This window comes from Aequorivita sp. IT1282 (assembly GCF_058068205.1).
Map to the genome: position 1 here is coordinate 642,926 of NZ_JBYRHR010000001.1, position 21,907 is coordinate 664,832.

Sequence of the window (21,907 nt, forward strand, 5' to 3'; positions counted from 1 at the left end):
TTGGCATAACATGTACGGTGTTCCGCCAAAACGTTTTGTTTTATAAATTAAACAATCCACCCATTTCGGGCAGCTCCTTTGCTATAAAAATATTCGAATATTGCTAGTGCGATTACAATAAGTGGCATTATAAGCGATTGAGGGCCCAAAGCGGTTACTGTATCCAAAACAAGAATCCAATACAATTGAACTATAAGTACTGCAATTAAAGAGACTCCAAATAGTGCGATAGCCAACTTTTTACGCATTAATAAAAAGATGCTTGCAAGTAATCCTCCAATTACTGCTATTCCATAAACAATAATATTCCACGAAGGCGCCGAGTTCATTAATTCTAGTTGTTCGGGTGGCATTGCAGCCTTCATTTCTTCTGTCATTAAAAAATATTCTGAAGCCCAAAAAAATACTCCCAATAAATTCCATAAAAGAGCAATGACGGCAATAATCCAAAAGGCTGTATTAGGTTTTGATACTGTATTCATAATAAGATGGTTTTAGGTTGTTGGTATAAATATAGTCATTTTTGAAATTGAAGATATTACTTGCTTTCTAGAAACCGGTCTTTTTTTCTTCCATGCCATAAACCTATCTTTACTATTCAAAAAATAACTATGAATCCAACTATTCCGAAATCAGCTTTTGATTTTCTGTTGACATTAAAAGTGAATAATAACCGCGAATGGATGCAGGAGCATAAAAAGGAGTATTTGGCAAACGAGAAAACTTTAAAACAGTTTTATGCAGCTATAGAGAAGGATCTTAATATTGCAGATGAAATTGCCAAAATTAAAATCTTCCGAATAAACCGCGACATTCGTTTTAGTAATGATAAAACACCCTACAACTTTCACCGAAGTGTAAGCTTTAGCAGGGCGGGAGCTCAGCGCCGTGGAGGTTATTACCTTCGATTGGAATCGGGAAATAGTTATATGGCAGGAGGTTTCTTTGATCCAAACCCTGCAGATTTGCTTCGAATTAGAAAGGAATTTGAGATGGACAGTTCGGAAATTCGCGAAATTCTAAATCAGAAGGATTTCAAAAAAGCCTTCGGAAATTTTAATCAGGAATATGCAGTAAAAACTGCCCCAAGGGGATTTGACAAAGAAGATAAAAACATTGATTTAATCAAGCTTAAAAACTTCTTCGTAAACCATCATTTTACGGACAAAGAAGTATTTGCTCCAGATTTTAAAGACAATTTGATACATCATTACCAATTGCTACGTCCATTTTTTAATTATATGAGCGATGTATTAACAACAGATTTGAATGGAGTATCTACTATAGAATAGTTATCACTATTAAATATTAAAACAAAAAAGAGCCTTCCAATGGAAGGCTCTTTTAAATTGTATTATTTATTATTTTATTTAAGTCTAAAAGTAACTCTACGTACCAACTGTCTTGCTGGAGAAGAGGACTTGTCAACACTAGTGTCTTCACCACCACCGCGATAAGTCAATCTACTCGCCGAAACTCCAGAAGCGATTAGAATATCATACACACGCTTAGCTCTGTTTTCAGAAAGTGTTTGGTTGTAATTTGGAGATCCAATTTCGTCTGCGAAACCTATTAGTTCAGCATTTGCTGAAGGATGATCTTTCATATATCTCATCAAGTAGTTGATAGCTTCTAAAGAGTAAGTTTCAGGCTTGTCACTATTAAACTGGAAGTAAACATTTACATAACCTTTATTTAATAACTCTGCGATCGCACTATCTCCACTATCATTAATAGTACTACCAATTTTCATATAGCGAGCATCTAATGGGCTTTCTAATTCGTCTGGGATACCGTTTTCGTTTTTATCTACCGCTACACCTTTACTATCTACAGTTACTCCTGAAACAGTATTTGGCTCACGATCTAAATAATCTGGCACACCATCTTGATCTGTATCTATAAGATCAGTCTCAATTTTTGAAATTCTTTCTTCGTGATCTGCAAGTTTGTCTTTAAATACACTTTCTTGTGTATACCAATCAGCGTGTTTTTCATTCTTACCTAAGTAGAAAGTAAGTCCTGCTGAAAAGTTGAGCATTAAACCATCGAAAGCACCAACCGTTGAAGAAGATGTACCATCCCAAGTTATATCTTGGCGCGTATTTCCAATAGCAGAAACGTCTGCTGTTAAAGCAACGCGATTACCAAGCCTAAGTTGCGGAGTTAAACCAACAATTGCGTGAAGCATTTGATCGTTATTTGCATTATCAATTGGTTCTTTTGCACTTAATTGCGAATACCCTGCACCAGCATGACCAAGCAGCCCAATAGTATTAGTCCAACTCTCAAAATTTAAAATAGACCCTAGATTGGCAACTCCTTGAAGGGAGGTTCTATAATAATTAGATTTAAAAGGTCGAGTGTCTTTCTTTTCTTGGAGAGTGCTGTAACCAAAATCTAATTTCAGTCCAAAACGGTTATTAAACATATAGCGCGTACCCAAACTAATTTGTCCGAAACCAGGGGTTGCAGTTGCATACCCGGCTGCCATCGGTTGTCCATTTTTATGTAATCCACCCGCTAGTTCAACAGACCATTTGTTATAGTCAAATGATTGTTCCTCTTGGGCATATATAAAACATGCGGAAAGTAGCAGTAAAGGAAAGAGTAGTGTTTTCATAATTATTTGTTCTTTAGTCAGTATAGCAGCAAATTTAAGGAAAAATCTGTTAGTTGTAACAACTATTTAAAGAAGTTTTAACATAGCTGATATCGCTCTGACACCTTTAGTTTTGCTTATGTACTGATTAATAAGCTTATCTTGTCGAAGTACAGCAAATTGTCTTTTAAACGCTCTTTTACAATATTCATCATCCGTTTATTCAATGCAGAAGAATTTTGAATATAAAGTTCAAATTCTTCCAGCGTAAATTGACCTATAATAACACCTTTTAGTGAATTTCGGAATTTCATATCCTTATGAATAGCGTTTTCTATATAATCCAATTTCTTCTCAACACTAAGATTATAAAAAACATCTTTATGCTTATTAACGTAATTTTTAAAAGCTGCCAGTAAAAGTTCGTGTTGAAGTTTAATTACGGGTCTTAGGGTTTTATTCTGAAAACACTCATCGGCAGACATATTGTTGTTAATTTTTGCCGTTGGAATATCGGGGCGCATACTTAAAAGTAAACTATCTCTTGTTTCCATAATTTGGTTTTCATTAAAATTATAAAGAATAAAGGGCTTTCTGAGCGAACCATCAATTAGTTATAAACGTTGTTTTCAACAATGCGAAGTAATGTTCTTATATTTGAAAATGGTGAAATAATAAACCCGCCATTTCAATTTTTAATTTTTAAAAGAAATTTATAAATGAAAATATTATCCTCAGAACAATTATACGAAGCCGATCAAATTACGGTTGAAAAACAAGAAATTACTTCAGAAGCATTAATGGAGCGTGCTGGTTTACAAATTTTTCAATGGTTACACCATCGCTTAAATGGAGCGCCTGTTCCTATCCGTATTTTTTCTGGAATTGGTAATAATGGCGGCGATGGCTTGGTGGTGGGAAGGTTGCTGATTGAACATGGTTATAACGTAATTGTATATGTAGTAAATTGTAGCGACAAGCGCTCAAAGAACTTCCTTTTGAATTATGATAAAATAAAATACGTCTCCAAAAAATGGCCAATATTGATGAAGGGTGAAAATGATTTCCCCGAAATTAACGCAGAAGATTTTATTATAGATGCTATTTTCGGAATAGGATTAAACCGATGTCCCGGTGGCTGGGTAAAAAAATTAATTCAATATTTGAACGAAAGTAAAGCGTTCAAGCTTTCAATTGATATGCCTAGCGGACTTTATTCAAATTCGGCTTTGGAAGATAAAGATGCCGTGTTAAAAGCAAACCATACGTTAACATTTCAGACCCCAAAATTATCTTTCTTTTTGCCAGAAACAGCGCCCTATGTTTCAAGTTTTGATGTTTTGGAAATTGGATTGGATGTTGAATTTCTTCAAAAAACTGAACCATTAGCTCAATTAATTTCGAAACTGGAAGCTCGACGGTTTTATCAGCCACGTGAAAAATTTGGACATAAAGGCACCTACGGCCACGCATTGATAGTTGCAGGAAGTTATGGGAAGATTGGCGCAGCCGTACTTTCAACTGCTGCCGCCTTTAGAGTTGGCGCGGGCATGGTTACCACTTTTGTGCCTAAATGTGGTTATACAATTTTACAGACCACAGTTCCAGAAGCAATGGTTATAACAGATAAGGAGGAAGATTATCTAAGTGAAATAACAATAGGTTTTGAACCATCAGCCATAGGAATCGGGATGGGGCTCGGAAAAAATAAAGCTACAGTGGAAGCTTTGAAAAATATATTAAAGAAGAAAAACATACCCTTTGTAATTGATGCCGATGCTTTGAATATTATTTCAGAAAATAAAAATTTCTTGAAACTACTTCCGAAGAATTCTATTTTAACGCCTCACCCGGGAGAGTTAAAACGACTTATTGGTGAGTGGAAAAACGATTATGACAAACTCGAAAAAGCTAAAAAGTTTTCAGAAAAACATAATGTTGTCCTTATAATTAAAGGTGCATACACTATTACAGTTTATGGAGATAAACTATATATAAATACTACTGGAAATCCAGGAATGGGCACGGCCGGTAGTGGAGATGCGCTAAGCGGGGTAATTACGGGTTTACTTTCGCAAGGTTACGACTCGTTACTAGCTTCGGTTTTTGGCGTGTATTTGCACGGAAGTGCGGGAGATATTGCTGCAGAACAATTGGGCTACGAAGCTGTGATGGCGGGCGATATTATCGGGAATATTTCAGAAGCATATTTAGAATTATTTGCAACAGAAGAAATTGAAAATAAAACAAACGCTTAAAAACAAAAATGTCTGTTCGAGCGGGGAGGAAATTCTCGACTGCGCTCGAACAGACATATTAATTTACCTACATTAATACATCGATAGTTTCTCGCAATTTTGGATCTGAAGGTCTCGGAGCATCCGCAGAAATAATATTGCCTTGTGGATCTACCAATATAAATCTTGGAATTCCTAAAATAGCGTAATCTTCTACAAACTTAGATTTCCAGTTATTATCTGCCATCAATTGCTTTCCGCCTAAATTCTTTTCGGAAACCATTGCTTTCCACTTGTCGTAATCTTTCGCTACATCAATAGAAATACTTACAACCTGTACATTCTTGTTTTCGTATTCTTTTTCAAACTCTTTTAAAGCAGGAATTTCGCGTAGGCAAGGTCCGCACCAAGTAGCCCAAACATCTATGTAAACATATTTACCTTTTAGGCTTTCCAATGTAGTTGTACCACCTTTATGATTTTCAAAATTGAAAGTAGGCGAGGGGTTGCCTTTAGTAATGGTTTTAAGTTTGTTATATCGCACTGTTAGCTTCGCCAAATTTTCTGGGTTTGGCGTACTATTTTTATAAATATTGAAAGCGTCGTCTAATGTTTCATCTGGCTTAAGTCCAAACTGCAAATATGAAGTCATTATTTTATCTTTTGCATAGCCGTTTGGTAAACTTTCGTCTACCTTTTTTAGAAACAAAACGTTTTGGTTATTTACCGCTTCTATAGTCTCTTCATTTATTAGTCTGTTAAAATGTGCATCTAGCAAACCTTGATACGCTACTGAATTCCTGTAAGCAAGCGTATCCTTATAATTGATGTTTTTTAATTCGTCATAAAAACCGTCCGAAACTTTATAATCTGCTATTCCTGTAAAATAGCTATGCGCATTTTTATAATTTTCAATCATAAGCGCTCTGGCATATTTGTCTTCTTCAGCAAGTTTTTTCTTAAAACTATCATTAGTAATAGTGTTTACTGCATATAAACTATCGATACTTTTTTGGTTGGTTTCTAATTGTTTTAAGAAGTCAGCTTCAGCTAATGAAAAAACTTCCTTATTATCCATATTTTGCTCATTCCAAAGGTATTTGGTGGCTAAAAAATTGTTAACGCTTCCAAGATCGCCTGTATATTTTAATGATTCGTCAAACTCATTCGCATTTAGATTTACAGAAAGATTCTTTCCTTTTTCCAAATAAATTGCTGTTCGTTCACGGCCAACGTACAATTCGTAGAAACCGTCTTCCTTGATTCGCAGTGTATCTGCAAACGTTCCACTTTCGCTAATTGGAGTTCTGAGTTCAAAATCGTTTCCACGTACAAAAACAGTTTCTCCTGTATTGTTTTCAACTGTTCCACTAATTAAGGAATATTGTGGCTTTTCTTCCTGATTACAGGCAATAACGGAAAGCACCAAAAGGAGTAAGCTTAATTTTTTCATTTATCTAAATTTTTAATTTAATCGTAAAATTACATATTGAAATAACATTTTTTAACATTGTAAGCTTTTATTTTTCTGAAATGCACTTTTATCGTGCGGATAATCACTCGCAGCTTTTGAATGTTAGAAAGGTAGCATAGCAATTAAAAAACAGTATTTTTGCGTAAAGCCACCTACTCAATGAAAACTCATTATATAAGTTCAGAAATCCTCGATTTGTCTATAATTAAGGATATCATAGAAAATCATACGGACCTCGCACTTTCTGAAGAAGCACAACTCAACATAAAAAAGTCTCGAGAATATCTTATTCATAAAATGAAGAATAATGAGACGCCCGTTTATGGTATAAACACTGGGTTTGGTTCTTTGTGTAATGTTAAGATTTCTTCAGAAAATCTTTCACAATTACAGGAAAATCTAGTAATGTCTCACGCATGCGGTACTGGAGAATTTGTTCCAAAACCTATCATAAAAATTATGCTTTTGTTGAAAATACAATCGCTTAGTTATGGTTATAGTGGCGTGCAAATTGAAACTGTTGAAAGATTAATTGATCTTTATAATAATGATATTTTACCTGTAATTTATTCGCAGGGAAGTTTGGGCGCCTCTGGTGATTTAGCTCCTTTAGCACATCTTTCTTTACCACTGCTTGGTAAAGGCGAAGTGTATTATGGCGGCGAACGAATGGCTTCGGAAAAAGTATTGAAAAAATTTAATTGGGAACCCATTACGCTGCAAGCAAAGGAAGGACTCGCATTGTTGAATGGCACGCAGTTTATGAGTGCTTACGGCGTTTATTGTCTTTTGAAAAGTTATAAGATTTCATACTTGGCAGATTTAATTAGTTCTATTTCTATAGATGCTTTTGATTGTAACATGAGCCCTTTCAATGCGTTGGTGCATTTGGTGCGTCCTCACAGAGGGCAGGTGAAAACTGCTGAACAAATCTTAGACTTTCTTGAAGATAGTGAGATAGGTCTTTCTGAAAATAAAAATGTTCAAGATCCATATTCGTTCCGTTGTATACCGCAAGTTCACGGAGCTACGAAGGATACTATAAATTTTGTGCATAAAACATTTAAGACCGAAATTAATTCGGTAACAGACAATCCCAACATTTTTGTAAATGAAGATGTTATTATTTCTGGCGGAAATTTTCATGGACAACCATTAGCGCTTGCCTTGGACTATTTAGCTATTGCAATGGCCGAACTGGGAAGTATTTCGGAAAGAAGAACGTATCAATTGGTTTCTGGAATACGGGAGTTACCAGCATTTTTAGTAAACAACCCTGGATTAAACAGTGGTTTTATGATACCGCAATATACTGCGGCAAGCATTGTGAGCCAGAATAAACAATTGGCAACGCCAGCCTCAGTAGATTCTATTGTTTCATCAAATGGGCAAGAAGACCATGTAAGTATGGGAGCCAATGGAGCCACAAAATGCCTACGAGTAATAGAAAATATTGAAACTATTTTAGCAATAGAATTGATGAATGCTTCTCAGGCCCTAAAATTTAGAGAGCCTAAAAAATCATCTCCTTTTATAGAATCATTTTTAAAGCCTTATCGCTCCATAGTTCCGTTTATGGAGAACGATAGATTATTAGCAGACGATATTCACGCGAGTGATGCTTTTCTGCAATCTTTAAATGTGGATGCCGATATTCTTTTCGGTTAAAAAATAGTACCTTGATTCCGAAAAGCTAACTTTATAAAATATGAAACCAATCTTTACATCGCTTGCTGTTTTATTTATTTCACTTTCGGCTATTGCGCAGGACTATGAGCCAATTTTAAATGAACGTAATGAATGGCATTTTACTACTTGTAATTTTGGGTGTACTACAGATGTTTATTTTACAGATGGCGACACCCTCGTAAATGGGAAGACCTATAAAATACTTGATGGGTATCATTATATATCGCGAACATTTCTACTTCGGGAAGAAGTAGCCGAAAAGAAACTCTACTTTTTAAAAATTCGCACTGGCGGTGGAAATGAAGAATCTTTACTATACGATTTTTCACTACAAGTTGGCGATACTACTAACATGCTTAATCCTCTTTCGCCATTTCCGCAGAATGGAGGCTATTTTAAGTTAGACTCTATTATCCCACGACCTTTAGTAGACGGGGAAAATTATGATCATTTCTATTTTTCACCCACGCCTTCAAATACTATAAGTACAGAAAATGCTGTTTGGGTGGAAGGATGTGGTTCGCTTTCACTTATAAATGCGCCCGGTGGAAATCCAGATTTTAATGGGGTAGGGCAGTTAAGTTGTTATTTTAAAAATACTGCTGCTTTTTATACCAATTTAGATTCTATTGACGATTGCACGCCAGTTTATATGGATATCAAAAAGAATAATTTGGAAGAAGTGGTGTTGTCAAAATTGAACAATAGCGAAACTTGTTTGCTTAATAATGCCACAAATATTACTCGCGCAACAATTTATAGCTTAACGGGAAAGAAACTTAAAAGCGTTGAAAATAATTTCGAGAAGACTATTTCTATTAATATGACTAGTTATAGCTCTGGCACATATATTATTCTAGTTGACGGACTAGCGGGCACTAAAAGAACTTTTAAGATTATTAAGTAAAGTCAGAAATTAGGAACCCTTATTAATAATCAACTCATTTACCCAATCTTTTGCATCATCGAGGTTTTCAAAATGTTGAAAGGGTTTTTTTAAAAATCGTTTTTCTAACTCAATGTTCGCCACATTTAAACCACCTTTAGAAACAACAGCAAAACCAATTAAATTTTCGATTTTTGAGGTTTTTATGTATATCATAGGGTCTACCGAATATGAATTTTTTCGATAGGTTATATATCCAAAAGAGCGCTTGCCATAATAAGTTTCAGAAATAGCTATTAAGTCGTCATTATATTCAGGCTTCACAGTAATCCCTTCCTTCATTACAACTACAACGAATTTTTGAAAAACCCGAACTTCACCATATTCAAATTGTAAACTTTTTATCATAGCGCAGTTATTAAAGCCTTAGTAAGTTAAGGAATTTTCTAAATATATTCTAAAAAAAAATCCCCAAGAAAACTTGGGGATTAATACAATATTATAAACCAACAGCACTATGATTCTGTCGTGTTTTTTTGTTTTTTAATTTTAATAGTGAGTTCATTAGTCTTCTCGTCAAGGTCCATCATTATAGTGTCTCCTTCATGCAAGCTACTATTTATAATTTCTTCAGCCAATGCATCTTCAATATATTTCTGAATAGCTCTGTTTAAAGGACGGGCGCCATATTGCTTATCAAAACCTTTGTCTGCAATAAAATCCTTCGCCTTTTCGGTAAGTTTAAGTTCGTAGCCCAAATCTGAAATACGAGCAAACAATTTATTAAGCTCAATATCTATGATTTTATGGATATCTTCTCTTTCCAAAGCATTGAAGACCATTACGTCGTCTATACGGTTCAAAAATTCTGGAGCGAAAGTTTTCTTTAAAGCATTTTCGATTACGGTTTTTGTATGCGTGTCTTCCTGACTTTTTTTCGCAGCAGTTCCAAAACCTACACCTTGACCAAAATCCTTTATCTGTCTGGCACCAATGTTAGAAGTCATGATGATGATTGTATTTCTAAAATCAATCTTTCTTCCAAGACTATCGGTTAAATAGCCGTCGTCTAAAACTTGCAGAAGCATATTAAAAACATCTGGATGCGCTTTTTCAATTTCATCTAAAAGAACTACAGCGTAAGGTTTTCTTCTTATCTTTTCAGTAAGCTGACCACCTTCTTCATAACCCACATATCCCGGAGGCGCTCCAACTAAACGAGAGATGGCAAATTTTTCCATATACTCGCTCATATCAATCCGAATTAAAGCATTATCAGAATCAAACAACTCACGTGCTAATACTTTTGCAAGTTGAGTTTTACCAACACCAGTTTGTCCCAAGAAAATAAACGACCCAATTGGCTTATTTGGATCTTTCAAACCAGCACGGTTTCTTTGAATGGCTTTTACCACTTTGGAAACAGCTTCGTCTTGACCAACTACCTTTCCTTTTATCCGGTCGGGTAGGGCGGCTAACTTGGTGCTTTCAGTTTGTGCAATTCTACTAACGGGAACACCGGTCATCATTGATACTACTTCAGCAACATTTTCTTGATCAACCGTCTCTTTGTGAAGTTTAGAATCTGCTTCCCATTGTTCTTGTTCAATCGCTAGCTCTTTTTCAAGATTTTTCTCGTCGTCTCGAAGTTTTGCTGCTTCTTCGTATTTCTGCTTTTTAACTACAGTATTTTTAAGTTCACGAACTTCTTCCAACTGCTTTTCAATTTGAAGAATTTTATCGGGCACATGAATATTTGTAATGTGTACGCGAGAACCCGCTTCATCTAAAGCATCAATTGCTTTATCTGGAAGAAAACGCTCTGTCATGTATCTATTTGTAAGCTTAACGCAAGCTTGAATAGCAGCATCAGTATAAATTACATTGTGGTGCGCTTCGTATTTGTCTTTTATATTTTGAAGAATCTCGATGGTTTCTTCAACCGTAGTTGGTTCAACCAATACTTTTTGAAAACGTCTTTCGAGCGCTCCATCTTTTTCAATATATTGACGGTATTCGTCTAAGGTTGTTGCGCCGATGCATTGTATTTCACCTCTTGCAAGCGCAGGTTTAAACATATTTGAAGCATCCAAAGATCCTGTGGCGCCACCGGCACCAACAATTGTATGAATTTCGTCAATGAAAAGAATGATGTCTTCATTTTTTTCAAGCTCGTTCATTACTGCTTTCATTCGTTCTTCGAACTGACCGCGATATTTGGTTCCAGCCACAAGGCTTGCTAAATCTAAAGTAACCACTCTTTTATCATAAAGAATTCTGGAAACTTTTCTTTGAATAATACGCAATGCCAAACCTTCGGCAATGGCAGATTTACCAACACCAGGTTCACCAATTAGTAATGGATTATTTTTCTTTCTTCTACTCAAAATTTGAGAAACACGTTGTATTTCATTTTCGCGCCCCACAACAGGATCGAGTTTTCCTTCTTCTGCCATAGCAGTAAGATCTCTTCCGAAGTTATCTAAAACAGGAGTTTTAGATTTTTTGTTCGTTTTTGCAGTGGTACCGGAAAATAAATTTTCTTTCCCAGCGTCCTCCGCCGATGTTTCATCATCATTTGGAAATGATTCGGCGCTTGGAGTGTCTATGTAATCGTCGTCATTTGTAATCATAAGTTTAAATTGGTCTTTCACCACGTCATAATCAACCTTCATTTTGTTCAACAATTTTGTAGTTGGGTCGTTTTCATTCCGAAGAATGCATAATAGTAAATGAGCAGTATTAATGGAATTACTTTGAAAAAGTTTGGCTTCCAAAAATGTGGTCTTCAGCGCTCTTTCCGCTTGGCGGGTTAGATGAAGATTCTTTTTATCATTTGTATTTGTAGTAACGCCTGGATTCGCCGGGCTCAATATTTCTACTTTTCTTCTTAAATGGTTTAAGTCAATAGCAAGCGCATTAAGTATAGTTACCGCTTTGCCACTGCCGTCTCTTAATAGACCGAGCATTAAATGCTCAGTGCCTATAAAATCGTGTCCTAATCGCAGTGCTTCTTCTTTGCTATAGGCTATTACATCTTTAACTCTTGGGGAAAAATTATCGTCCATATTTTAAATCCTCTCTTCTGTTTGGTACTAATTTAACCAAAATAGGACAAAAACTGTTCCTATTTAAAATCAATTTAGTAAAAGGACAAAATATATGCTGTAAAACAAAGAAATTGCAACTTTACTTATTAACGATTTCACCCCCTAAATTTGTTAATAAATTCGTGAATAACGTATGGCAAAAACCCCTGTTAAACCTACGAAAAAGTGTATCTTGCTCCATTAGTTTAACAACGATAAATAAACCTATTTTTTATGGCTGAAGGTGATAAAATAATCCCTATAAACATTGAAGATGAAATGAAATCTGCCTACATCGATTACTCGATGTCGGTCATAGTGTCACGTGCACTGCCAGATGTTCGCGATGGAATGAAACCTGTACATAGAAGAGTTCTCTTCGGAATGCACGAATTGGGTATAAAAGCAACAGGTGCGCATAAAAAGTCTGCGAGAATTGTGGGAGAGGTACTCGGTAAGTATCACCCACACGGAGATACATCTGTTTATGACGCAATGGTGCGTATGGCTCAGCAATGGAGCTTGCGCTATATGTTAGTTGACGGGCAAGGTAACTTTGGTTCCGTTGATGGCGATAGTCCAGCAGCGATGCGATATACGGAAGCGAGAATGCAGAAGATTTCTGAAGATATGCTTGCAGATATCGACAAAGAAACTGTAGATCATCAATTAAACTTTGACGATACTTTAAAAGAACCAACTGTTCTTCCAACACGTGTTCCAGGTCTTTTGATCAATGGTGCAAGTGGAATTGCAGTAGGTATGGCTACCAATATGCCTCCGCATAACATTACGGAAGTTATTAACGGAACCATAGCTTATATTGAAGATAACGATATAGATATAGATGGGCTAATGCAGCACATCAAAGCTCCAGATTTTCCAACAGGCGGAACTATTTACGGATACGAAGGTGTTCGCGAAGCATTTCACACAGGTCGTGGGCGCGTTGTAATGCGTGCAAAAGCGACTTTTGAAGAAGTGCAGGGGCGTGAGTGTATTATTGTTACTGAAATTCCATATCAAGTTAACAAGGCGGACATGATTAAAAAGACCGCCGATATGGTCAACGATAAAAAGATTGAAGGTATTTCCAATATCCGTGACGAAAGTGATAGAAATGGAATGCGTATCGTTTATATTTTGAAGCGCGACGCAGTTCCAAATATTGTATTAAATACCTTATATAAGTATACATCACTGCAATCTAGTTTCAGCGTTAATAATATTGCGTTGGTAAAAGGTAGACCGCAAATGTTGAATTTGAAGGAATTGATTCACTATTTTGTGGAGCACCGTCATGAAGTTGTAGTTCGTCGTACCGAATATTTACTTCGCAAAGCGGAAGAACGCGCACATATTTTAGAAGGATTAATTATTGCTTCAGATAATATAGATGAAGTTATTCGCTTAATTCGTTCTTCTTCTAATGCCGATGAAGCAAGAGAGAAATTAATTAAAGCCTTTAAACTTACTGAAATACAAGCTAAGGCAATTGTAGAAATGCGACTTCGCCAGTTAACAGGACTGGAGCAGGATAAATTACGAACTGAGTACGAAGAATTGATGAAAACAATTCAGGGTTATAGAGACATTCTTGCAAGTAAAGAGCTTAGAATGAAAATTATAACTGAAGAACTTGAAGAAATTCGCGCAAAATACGGCGATGAACGTCGTTCAGTTATTGAATATGCCGGTGGCGACGTAAGTATTACAGATTTAATTGCAGATGAGCAAGTGGTACTAACCATTTCGCACGCAGGTTATATTAAACGTACATCACTTTCAGAATATAAAACACAGAATAGAGGCGGTGTGGGGCAAAAAGCTTCAGCTACACGAAATGAAGATTTCTTAGAACATCTTTTCGTTGGTACTAATCACCAATATATGCTGTTTTTCACCCAAAAAGGAAAATGTTTCTGGATGCGGGTTTTCGAAATTCCTGAAGGAACAAGAACTTCTAAAGGAAGAGCGATTCAAAACCTTATAAATATTGAACCAGATGATAAAGTGAAAGCTTTCATTTGTACTCAAGATCTTAAGGACGAAGATTACATAAATAGTCACTATGTGATTATGGCGACTAAAAAAGGCCAGGTTAAGAAAACGCCTTTAGAGCAATATTCTAGACCGAGAACGAACGGTATAAATGCTATCACTATTCGTGAAGACGATGAATTATTAGAAGCAAAATTAACAACGGGTACCAGTCAAGTTATGCTTGCGGTACGATCTGGAAAAGCCATTCGTTTTGAAGAGGAGAAAACTAGATCGATGGGTAGAAATGCTTCGGGTGTTCGTGGAATTAGACTTGGCGACGAGAACGACGAAGTTATAGGAATGATCGCAGTTGATAAAAACGATTCAGACATCCTTGTAGTTTCTGAAAATGGTTACGGAAAACGCTCTTCAATTGAAGATTACCGAATAACCAATCGTGGTGGAAAAGGTGTGAAAACTATTAATATTACTGAAAAAACTGGTAAATTAGTAGCAATGAAGAATGTAACAGATGATGATGATTTAATGATTATCAACAAATCTGGAATTGCCATCAGAATGGCTGTATCTAATCTTCGTATTATGGGTCGAGCTACACAAGGTGTACGCTTAATAAAAGTTAGAGAAGATGATGCCATTGCTGCAGTTGCAAAAGCAATGAAGGATGAAGATGAAGAAGATATTGAAAATATTGCTGAAAACATCGACGAAAATATTGATGGCACTACTCTTGATAATGATGAAACTCAAACCGAAAATAACGAATAAACTTTAACACATGAAAACACGAATATTAATAACAGGGCTGGCTTTTGTAACTGCTATTTCATTTGGACAAAAAAAGGAAATAAAAAAAGCTGAAAAAGCAATAAAGTCTAATGAATACAGAGAAGCCTTAAACTATTTGAGCGAAGCAGAACCTATGCTTAGCGCAGCAGATAATGGTATGAAAGCGCAGTTTTATGCTGCCAGAGGTGAAGCATTACTTGGGTCCGGCGGATCAGATTTCAAAAAATTGAAAGGAGCTGCAGAAGCATTTTCTACTGCACTTTCATTAGATGCAAGCATCGAGAATCAATTATACGATCAATTACAAAATTTGAGAGCGGCATTAATAAATAGCGCGATTAAAGATCAAAATGCAGAACAATATAAAACGGCTACAAAAAAACTATATACTAGCTATATGGTAACAAAGAAGGACACTTCAGATTTGTACTTTGCCGCAGGAAATGCTGTAAATGGTTTGGATTATGACTCTGCTCTTCAGTACTACCAAATGCTTTTAGATATGAATTACAGCGGTGCAACGAAAGAATTTGTTGCAACAAGTAAAGCTACTGGTCAAGTTGAAGCTTTTGATAGTGAAAAGCTTAGAGATTTCGCAGTAAAATCTGGCGAATTTATCAAACCAGAAACTAGCGTAACAGAATCTAGAAAAGGTGAAATACTTCGTAACATGACTCTTATTTATATTGAAAGGGGTGATACCGAAAAAGCAAAAGCGCTAATTACAACTGCAAGAGCAGAAAACCCAGATGATGTTTTCTTGATGAGAGCAGATGCAGACATGAGTTATAAAATGGGTGACAATGCTCGCTATAATGAGTTAATGGAGAAAATTGTCGCTTCAGATCCTGAAAATCCTGAAATATACTTTAACCTTGGTATTAGTAATGACCAACTAGGGAATAAGGAAAAAGCAGAGGAGTACTATAACAAATCTCTTGAGCTAAGACCAGAGTACGAAGCTGCACTGATTAATCTTGCTGCCCTAAAATTATCTAATGAAGATAATATTGTTGAGCAAATGAACAACTTAGGTAATTCTTCAGCAGATAACAAAAAATATGAGGAACTTAAGAAAGAGCGTGAAAATTCATATAAAGATGCGTTGCCTTACTTAGAGAGAGCAAATACTATTAATCCAACTAATCAAAATGTTCTTAAATATTTAATGAATATTTACAGCCAAATTGGTGAAGATGCAAAGTATAAAACTGTTAAAGCAAAATTAGAAGCTTTAGAAGCTCAAGGAAATTAACCTTCCTTAGTTTAGTAAAAGACAAAACCCCTGAAATTTCAGGGGTTTTGTCTTTTTATATAATTCTTTTAATTACCCGTAGCTTATGTGTGTGGTTTCGCACGTCATAATTAAAAATACCGCTATGGTCTATTCTATCAATACGCACTTTGCCGTGGGCGTGGATGATGTAGTTGTCTTTCATAATTATCCCAACGTGTGTGATTTTGCCCTCTTCATTATCAAAAAAGGCTAAATCTCCTGGCTCACTTTCTTCAATAAAACTTAAAGCTTCTCCTTGAGTTGCCTGTTGGCTAGCATCACGCAAAAGCTTATAACCATTTAGTTTATAAACCATCTGTGTAAAGCCGCTACAGTCTATACCGAAAGGACTTTTACCACCCCATAAATACGGTGAATTTAGATAGAGTAGGGCAGTTTCAATTAAATGTTCCTTCGGAAGTATTTTTGAAACGAACTTCCCTTCAAAACGGTGTTTTAAATATTCCGAAGCTGAAACCGTGCTTCCCAAACAAATTGAAAATAACTGGTTTTCAGGTACGGTAACAAAGTCAACTAAATCTGAAGATAATCGCAATTCCTTTTTTTCGAAATCTGCATAATCTTCTTCAGCAATACTTAAAAATTGTTTGTTGTCTATCCAACCCTCATAACTATCAAAAGCAAGACGAATTCGGCTCCACTTTTTGCGGGTTTCCAGTATTTTGAAATGTTCGCCGTAAAATATCTGCGTTACCATTTCACTCGCATCGGAAGCTTCAGCTCGAAGAGGAACAATACTTAAATTACAGACACCGTAATCCATTCAGTACTTATTGATAACAGTTACGGTTATTTTTAGATTCTTTCAATTACTACTGCAGAAGCACCACCACCACCATTACAGATTGCTGCGGCACCAATTTTAGCGTCGTTTTGTTTTAGTACGTTAAGAAGTGTAATTAAAATTCGAACGCCACTACAACCAAGCGGATGGCCTAAAGAAACCGCACCCCCATTTACATTTACATTGCTATCATCAAGTCCAAGAATTTTCATATTTGCCAGACCCACAACAGCGAATGCTTCGTTGAATTCAAAATAATCTACATCTTTAATATCTAATCCCGCTTTTGCGATTGCTTTCGGAAGTGCTTTTGACGGCGATGTGGTAAACCATTTTGGCTCCTGAGCAGCATCAGCATAACTTTTAATGTAAGCTAATGGAGTTAATCTCAATTCTTTTGCTTTTGCTTCACTCATTAAAATCATTGCACCTGCACCATCATTAATTGTTGATGAATTTGCTGCGGTTACAGTTCCATCTTTTGAAAACGCTGGACGTAAAGTAGAAATCCTGTCCATTTTCACATTTTTGAACTCTTCATCTTCAGCAATTACTACTGGTTCGCCACGACGTTGTGGTACTTCAACAGAAACAACTTCTTCGTTAAATTTTCCATCTGCCCAAGCTTTTGCTGCACGTTCATAGGATTTAACTGCGAAAGCATCTTGCTCTTCACGAGAAAATTTATATTCTGTAGCGCAAAGATCTGCGCAGGTTCCCATTGCGTTGTGATCGTAAGCATCTACTAAACCATCTTTTTGCATGCCATCTATTAAGGTAGCAGGCCCAAATTTTGTTCCACTGCGCATATGCACATAATGTGGAATATTACTCATGCTCTCCATTCCGCCAGCAACTACTACATCGGCATCGCCAAGTGCGATTGCTTGAGCAGCATTCATAACTGCCTTCATTCCAGAAGCGCAAACTTTATTTATGGTTGTAGCAGGAACTGTATCAGGAATTCCGGCACCCATAGCTGCTTGGCGGGCTGGCGCTTGACCAACACCGGCCTGAACTACATTACCCATATAAACTTCCTGTACCAAGGATGGATCCAGGTTTATTTTTTCCATTGCGCCTTTTATAGCTGCGGAACCCAGTTGGGTTGCAGTAAGAGACGATAAGCCTCCCATAAAGGTTCCTATGGGGGTTCTGGCTGCGGATACTATAACTACTTTATTGCTCATGGTACTGTTTTTATATTTGAAATAAGGACTGCGAAATTACATATTTCTAACTTAAATATCAATCTTTGCAGGTATTGGTTTTGGGATAACTCGTTCCTTATTTATACCTTTACTTTAAGTTATAAATCTATGAAGAACCTTTTTTCTTTGTTCGCAAAAAATCAATCCCTTATCTACAAGGTTTTTCTTTTCATATTCTCCACATTACTAGTTATTTATTTCCTTCCGAAAGGTGGGCAGTTTAAATATAATTTCCAAAAAGGGAAACCTTGGCAGTACGAAAATCTTTATGCGCCTTTCAGTTTTACTATAAAGAAAAATGAAGATACGCTTAAAAAAGAACGAGAGGAAATTCGAGGTAATGCCATTCCATATTTTGAATATAGCAACGAGATTGAAGCTAATGTATCACAAAGTTTTAAGAGTGAGCTTAATACAAGATATATTGATAGTCTTTATAAAACACCTAAAAGTACATTAGCAAGATTAGGAGAAAATTTTATTGCGGAAGCCTATAAAAATGGAGTTACAGATGAAATTCACAATTATGATAACGACAGGCTTATCTATTTAAAAAATGGCAACGAGATTGAAGAACAGAGCTATTCACAATTATTCAAAAAGGAAAACTTAAACAACAAAGTTAGAGATCTAGTTGAAAAAAACAGTACCGAAGATGCCCAAGTACTGCTATACAATATATTAAACCAAGTTTTTATACCCAATGTAAAATTAAACACCAAACTCACTGAATCTTCCATTGAAGCCGAAATAAAGACCCTCAACCCAAACCGTGGGATTATTGAGAAAGGCGGTCGAATAATCGCAAAAGGAGAAGTGGTGGAAGGTGATAAATTCCAAATACTGAATTCGCTAAAAGCCGAATTTGACAGTCAGATTTGGAGTAAAAACAATTATTTATGGCTGTTGGTGGGCTACTCCATGCTCGTCTCATTAGTGTTTTTAATGCTTTTTCTATTTCTAAAAAACTATCGCCCATACATTTATAACAATAATACAAAGGTCACCTTCATATTTTTCAACATCTTTTTGATGGTTTTTCTAACCACCTTGGTGCTGAAAGTGCACGCAGACTACGTTTATATAGTTCCTATTTGCATCTTGCCATTAATTCTGAAAGCTTTTTTCGATCCGCGCGTTGGTCTTTTTGTACACGTTTTAACTATTCTATTGCTCGGTTTTATTGTTCCGAATAGTTTTGAATATATGTTCCTTCAGTTTATTGCTGGTATTGTAACAATTCTTACGGTTTCAGAATTGTATAAAAGGGCTAATCTCTTTATATCGGTAGGGCAAATAACCTTGATTTACATCCTTGGCTACTTCGCTTTTTTCGTAATTCAGGAAGGGAATATTCAAACAATGCAATGGCAAAATTTTCAGTATTTCATTCTTTGTGGTCTAGCAACACTTTTTGCACATCCATTGATTTATTTTTATGAAAAGATCTTCGGATTAGTTTCAGATGTATCGTTGTTAGAACTAAGTGATACCAATTCAAAATTACTGAAAGAACTTTCAAACAAAGCACCGGGAACATTTCACCACTCTTTAAATGTGGCAAATTTAGCGGAAGCTTCAGCAAACGAAATAGGCGCAAACAGTATGCTGGTTAGGGTAGGAGCCCTCTATCACGATATCGGGAAAATGTTGAATCCAACAATGTTTACAGAAAATCAGGCTAATTCAATTAACTCGCATAATGAATTGGATCCTAAAGAAAGTGCCAAAATTATTATAGACCACGTAATAAAAGGAATTGAGATAGCTAGAAAAAATAATCTTCCAGATAGAGTTATTGACTTTATTCGTACCCACCACGGTACAAGTTTGGTGTACTATTTCTATAAAAAGGAAAGAGAGCTGCAGGGCGAAGCTAACAAAGAAGATTTTATATATCCGGGCCCAATACCCTTTTCGAAAGAAACAGCGATTTTAATGATGGCTGATAGCGTTGAGGCGGCAAGTAAAAGTTTGAAAGAACCTTCTTCCACAATTATAGATGAGTTTGTTGAAAAGATAATAAACAACCAAATGGCGCAGGGTCAATTTTTGAATGCGAATATTACGTTTAAAGAAATTGAGATGATAAAGAAAGTGCTAAAGAAGAAACTGAACAACATTTACCACTTGAGAGTGGAATATCCGGAATAACATTACTGAAAACAAAAAATCCCCTAAAAAGGGGATTGAATGTGATCGCAGAAGGATTCGAACCTTCGACCGCCTGCTTAGAAGGCAGGTGCTCTATCCAGCTGAGCTATGCGACCATTAATAACAAAAAAACCGAACACAATCTGTTCGGTTTTTGTCGGGGTGGCAGGATTCGAACCTGCGGCCTCCTGCTCCCAAAGCAGGCGCGATAACCGGGCTACGCTACACCCCGTGAACAGCAAAAATATATGCTCACTGTAATTTGTAGTTTCTAAAAACTCAATAATGCGGAGAGACAGGGATTCGAACCCTGGCGACGGTTACCCGTCGACAGATTAGCAATCTGCTCCGTTACCACTCCGGCACCTCTCCAATTTAATTATGAACTTGTCATCTAAAATGCGAGTGCAAATGTATGTCTTCAAATAGAATAATGCAAACAAAAACTTGCCTTTTTTTAAGATAAATTTTAAACCGTTTCAAATCAAGTGGATGCTACCCAAAAAAAATTGAAACAAGTTAAATCTTTCTACAAATTATCATTTCTTTCTTGTTCTCCATGTTGGTAACGAAAAATAAATAGATAACTCCACCATCAGTAATTTTCCATTTCTTCCGCAGTGTTTCTACAGACTCTGGGAAATTCCTAGTTGCAATATTCGCTTTTTTAAAGGATAATGCAGCACGCATTTCAGATTTTGAATAGGGAACAACTTTTTCAATCACAAAACTTCTTCCAGGAAAATCAACAATAACTTCACTAGTGTAAAGGTGAGTGTTTTTGTTAAGCTTGCTCAATTTCAGTTTTTCAGAAACTAAATCGAATGCACCACTTTTTAAAATTGCGGCATTGGGTTCAAAAAGTATTTTTTGCGGCATACTATATTCGGCTACTGCAGAATCACTCCAGTTGAAATTAAAGGTCTCGATTCCAGACTTTGTAAAATTGATGGTTCTTATTTCGGGATTTCCGTTGATATCTTTTTTCATCAACCATAACAGTTCCTTCACTTCATTTTCAACCGCAACTATATGAATTTCTGCAACGTGTTGCAATTCATTCAAACCTACCGAAAGATCGAGCATTGGCGATGACTTTAAAAGATAAGTTTTACAATGCTCCATTATTTCTGAAATAGTATCAGGAATATTTGGCTCACAATCCTTTAAAAAAAACACTTTGCCTTTGCTATCGTGACGCCGCGAAGGATCTGCGTAAATTACATCGTAGTTATTTTTTAGAGTTGCTTGTAAGCCATCTTCGGCATGACAAACTATATTTTCTTTTCCGAAGACTTTAAAATTATGGGCTGCCAAAGCCGAAAGAGCTTCGTTTGTTTCAAAATGGTGTACTGTGTTGCATTTTTCAGCAAAGTAGAAACTATCCACCCCAAAACCGCCCGTAATATCGGCAAGTGTAATTCCGCTAATTAATGATGCTTTATAAGCTGCAGTAACTTCTGAAGAGGTTTGTTCGAGATTTAATTTCGGTGGAAATAGTATATTGAGGGTGTTGAACCAAGTAGGAAGCTTTTTTTCGGTTTTCTTCCTACTTTCAATTTGCTGTATTAATTCCTGAACGGAAACATCTTTAAACGGACTGCCTGCAAAAGCGAGTTTTGAAACCTCTCCATCAAAATTTCTAATAAATTTTTGTACTTCGCTATTTAGAAGAGATTTATTGAACAAAT

16 protein-coding genes and 3 tRNA genes are annotated in these 21,907 nt (G+C 36.1%); 7 read left to right on the forward strand and 12 right to left on the reverse strand.

Annotation, left to right across the window (positions count from 1 at the left end; translation table 11 throughout):
- Positions 1–47: 47 nt before the first annotated feature.
- A complete protein-coding gene (locus AC3RVG_RS02960; RefSeq protein ID WP_489689942.1) occupies positions 48–482 on the reverse strand; it encodes a hypothetical protein in 435 nt (144 codons plus the stop codon).
- Positions 483–611: 129 nt separating this feature from the next.
- Here AC3RVG_RS02960 and AC3RVG_RS02965 point away from each other — a divergent pair, with 129 nt between their 5' ends.
- Positions 612–1,292 carry a DUF2461 domain-containing protein gene (locus AC3RVG_RS02965; RefSeq protein ID WP_489689943.1) on the forward strand — a complete coding sequence of 227 codons (681 nt, stop codon included), beginning with the start codon at positions 612–614 and terminating at the stop codon, positions 1,290–1,292.
- A gap of 74 nt (positions 1,293–1,366) precedes the next feature.
- Here the strand turns inward: AC3RVG_RS02965 and AC3RVG_RS02970 are convergent, their stop codons facing one another.
- Both AC3RVG_RS02970 and AC3RVG_RS02975 read right to left on the reverse strand, forming a co-directional pair.
- On the reverse strand, positions 1,367–2,623 hold the full coding sequence (locus tag AC3RVG_RS02970) for an OmpA family protein (RefSeq protein WP_489689944.1): 1,257 nt from the start codon (positions 2,621–2,623) through the stop codon (positions 1,367–1,369).
- Positions 2,624–2,739: 116 nt separating this feature from the next.
- Positions 2,740–3,156, reverse strand: coding sequence for a glyoxalase (locus tag AC3RVG_RS02975; protein WP_489689945.1), 417 nt, complete (start codon positions 3,154–3,156; stop codon positions 2,740–2,742).
- 165 nt (positions 3,157–3,321) lie between these two features.
- Between AC3RVG_RS02975 and AC3RVG_RS02980 the strand changes: the two genes are divergently transcribed.
- Positions 3,322–4,860, forward strand: coding sequence for an NAD(P)H-hydrate dehydratase (locus AC3RVG_RS02980; RefSeq protein WP_489689946.1), 1,539 nt, complete (start codon positions 3,322–3,324; stop codon positions 4,858–4,860).
- Between the two features lie 67 nt (positions 4,861–4,927).
- Here AC3RVG_RS02980 and AC3RVG_RS02985 read toward each other — a convergent pair whose 3' ends face one another.
- Positions 4,928–6,292 carry a TlpA family protein disulfide reductase gene (locus AC3RVG_RS02985; protein ID WP_489689947.1) on the reverse strand — a complete coding sequence of 455 codons (1,365 nt, stop codon included), beginning with the start codon at positions 6,290–6,292 and terminating at the stop codon, positions 4,928–4,930.
- Positions 6,293–6,472: 180 nt separating this feature from the next.
- On the opposite strand from AC3RVG_RS02985, the gene hutH reads away from it, so the two are divergent.
- Both hutH and AC3RVG_RS02995 read left to right on the forward strand, forming a co-directional pair.
- Positions 6,473–7,981, forward strand: coding sequence for a histidine ammonia-lyase (gene hutH / locus AC3RVG_RS02990; protein ID WP_489689948.1), 1,509 nt, complete (start codon positions 6,473–6,475; stop codon positions 7,979–7,981).
- Between the two features lie 40 nt (positions 7,982–8,021).
- Positions 8,022–8,909 (forward strand): T9SS type A sorting domain-containing protein, encoded by an 888-nt coding sequence (locus tag AC3RVG_RS02995; protein WP_489689949.1) that lies wholly within the window; start codon positions 8,022–8,024, stop codon positions 8,907–8,909.
- Between the two features lie 9 nt (positions 8,910–8,918).
- Here AC3RVG_RS02995 and AC3RVG_RS03000 read toward each other — a convergent pair whose 3' ends face one another.
- Together AC3RVG_RS03000 and AC3RVG_RS03005 are read right to left on the reverse strand one after the other, a co-directional pair.
- Positions 8,919–9,296 carry a hypothetical protein gene (locus AC3RVG_RS03000; RefSeq protein WP_489689950.1) on the reverse strand — a complete coding sequence of 126 codons (378 nt, stop codon included), beginning with the start codon at positions 9,294–9,296 and terminating at the stop codon, positions 8,919–8,921.
- A gap of 107 nt (positions 9,297–9,403) precedes the next feature.
- Positions 9,404–11,956 carry an ATP-dependent Clp protease ATP-binding subunit gene (locus AC3RVG_RS03005; RefSeq protein WP_489689951.1) on the reverse strand — a complete coding sequence of 851 codons (2,553 nt, stop codon included), beginning with the start codon at positions 11,954–11,956 and terminating at the stop codon, positions 9,404–9,406.
- Between the two features lie 255 nt (positions 11,957–12,211).
- Here AC3RVG_RS03005 and gyrA point away from each other — a divergent pair, with 255 nt between their 5' ends.
- Both gyrA and AC3RVG_RS03015 read left to right on the forward strand, forming a co-directional pair.
- The gene (gene gyrA / locus AC3RVG_RS03010; protein WP_489689952.1) at positions 12,212–14,749 is read left to right on the forward strand and encodes a DNA gyrase subunit A; all 2,538 of its coding nucleotides are present in this window, start codon (positions 12,212–12,214) and stop codon (positions 14,747–14,749) included.
- A 10-nt stretch (positions 14,750–14,759) separates the two neighbouring features.
- A complete protein-coding gene (locus AC3RVG_RS03015; RefSeq protein ID WP_489689953.1) occupies positions 14,760–16,025 on the forward strand; it encodes a tetratricopeptide repeat protein in 1,266 nt (421 codons plus the stop codon).
- 55 nt (positions 16,026–16,080) lie between these two features.
- On the opposite strand, the gene AC3RVG_RS03020 is transcribed toward AC3RVG_RS03015, so the two are convergent.
- Together AC3RVG_RS03020 and AC3RVG_RS03025 are read right to left on the reverse strand one after the other, a co-directional pair.
- Entirely contained in the window at positions 16,081–16,830 is a 750-nt protein-coding gene (locus AC3RVG_RS03020; protein ID WP_489689954.1) for a C40 family peptidase, read from the reverse strand.
- A gap of 32 nt (positions 16,831–16,862) precedes the next feature.
- A complete protein-coding gene (locus AC3RVG_RS03025) occupies positions 16,863–18,041 on the reverse strand; it encodes an acetyl-CoA C-acyltransferase (RefSeq protein WP_489689955.1) in 1,179 nt (392 codons plus the stop codon).
- A 129-nt stretch (positions 18,042–18,170) separates the two neighbouring features.
- On the opposite strand from AC3RVG_RS03025, the gene AC3RVG_RS03030 reads away from it, so the two are divergent.
- On the forward strand, positions 18,171–20,216 hold the full coding sequence (locus AC3RVG_RS03030) for an HD family phosphohydrolase (protein ID WP_489689956.1): 2,046 nt from the start codon (positions 18,171–18,173) through the stop codon (positions 20,214–20,216).
- A gap of 42 nt (positions 20,217–20,258) precedes the next feature.
- Here the strand turns inward: AC3RVG_RS03030 and AC3RVG_RS03035 are convergent.
- The 4 genes from AC3RVG_RS03035 to AC3RVG_RS03050 form a co-directional block, all read right to left on the reverse strand.
- Positions 20,259–20,332: transfer RNA gene (locus AC3RVG_RS03035), tRNA-Arg, on the reverse strand.
- Between the two features lie 41 nt (positions 20,333–20,373).
- Positions 20,374–20,448: transfer RNA gene (locus AC3RVG_RS03040), tRNA-Pro, on the reverse strand.
- 56 nt (positions 20,449–20,504) lie between these two features.
- A tRNA-Ser gene (locus AC3RVG_RS03045) sits at positions 20,505–20,588 on the reverse strand.
- Between the two features lie 147 nt (positions 20,589–20,735).
- Complete coding sequence (locus tag AC3RVG_RS03050; protein ID WP_489689957.1) at positions 20,736–21,905, reverse strand: THUMP-like domain-containing protein; 1,170 nt, start codon at positions 21,903–21,905, stop codon at positions 20,736–20,738.
- Positions 21,906–21,907: the final 2 nt, after the last annotated feature.

Bases quoted from the DNA above. Each gene is read 5' to 3' on its own strand.
- AC3RVG_RS02960 (WP_489689942.1), bottom strand. From the start codon at position 482: ATGAATACAGTATCAAAACCTAATACAGCCTTTTGGATTATTGCCGTC.
- AC3RVG_RS02965 (WP_489689943.1), top strand. From the start codon at position 612: ATGAATCCAACTATTCCGAAATCAGCTTTTGATTTTCTGTTGACATTA.
- AC3RVG_RS02970 (WP_489689944.1), bottom strand. From the start codon at position 2,623: ATGAAAACACTACTCTTTCCTTTACTGCTACTTTCCGCATGTTTTATA.
- AC3RVG_RS02975 (WP_489689945.1), bottom strand. From the start codon at position 3,156: ATGGAAACAAGAGATAGTTTACTTTTAAGTATGCGCCCCGATATTCCA.
- AC3RVG_RS02980 (WP_489689946.1), top strand. From the start codon at position 3,322: ATGAAAATATTATCCTCAGAACAATTATACGAAGCCGATCAAATTACG.
- AC3RVG_RS02985 (WP_489689947.1), bottom strand. From the start codon at position 6,292: ATGAAAAAATTAAGCTTACTCCTTTTGGTGCTTTCCGTTATTGCCTGT.
- hutH (WP_489689948.1), top strand. From the start codon at position 6,473: ATGAAAACTCATTATATAAGTTCAGAAATCCTCGATTTGTCTATAATT.
- AC3RVG_RS02995 (WP_489689949.1), top strand. From the start codon at position 8,022: ATGAAACCAATCTTTACATCGCTTGCTGTTTTATTTATTTCACTTTCG.
- AC3RVG_RS03000 (WP_489689950.1), bottom strand. From the start codon at position 9,296: ATGATAAAAAGTTTACAATTTGAATATGGTGAAGTTCGGGTTTTTCAA.
- AC3RVG_RS03005 (WP_489689951.1), bottom strand. From the start codon at position 11,956: ATGGACGATAATTTTTCCCCAAGAGTTAAAGATGTAATAGCCTATAGC.
- gyrA (WP_489689952.1), top strand. From the start codon at position 12,212: ATGGCTGAAGGTGATAAAATAATCCCTATAAACATTGAAGATGAAATG.
- AC3RVG_RS03015 (WP_489689953.1), top strand. From the start codon at position 14,760: ATGAAAACACGAATATTAATAACAGGGCTGGCTTTTGTAACTGCTATT.
- AC3RVG_RS03020 (WP_489689954.1), bottom strand. From the start codon at position 16,830: ATGGATTACGGTGTCTGTAATTTAAGTATTGTTCCTCTTCGAGCTGAA.
- AC3RVG_RS03025 (WP_489689955.1), bottom strand. From the start codon at position 18,041: ATGAGCAATAAAGTAGTTATAGTATCCGCAGCCAGAACCCCCATAGGA.
- AC3RVG_RS03030 (WP_489689956.1), top strand. From the start codon at position 18,171: ATGAAGAACCTTTTTTCTTTGTTCGCAAAAAATCAATCCCTTATCTAC.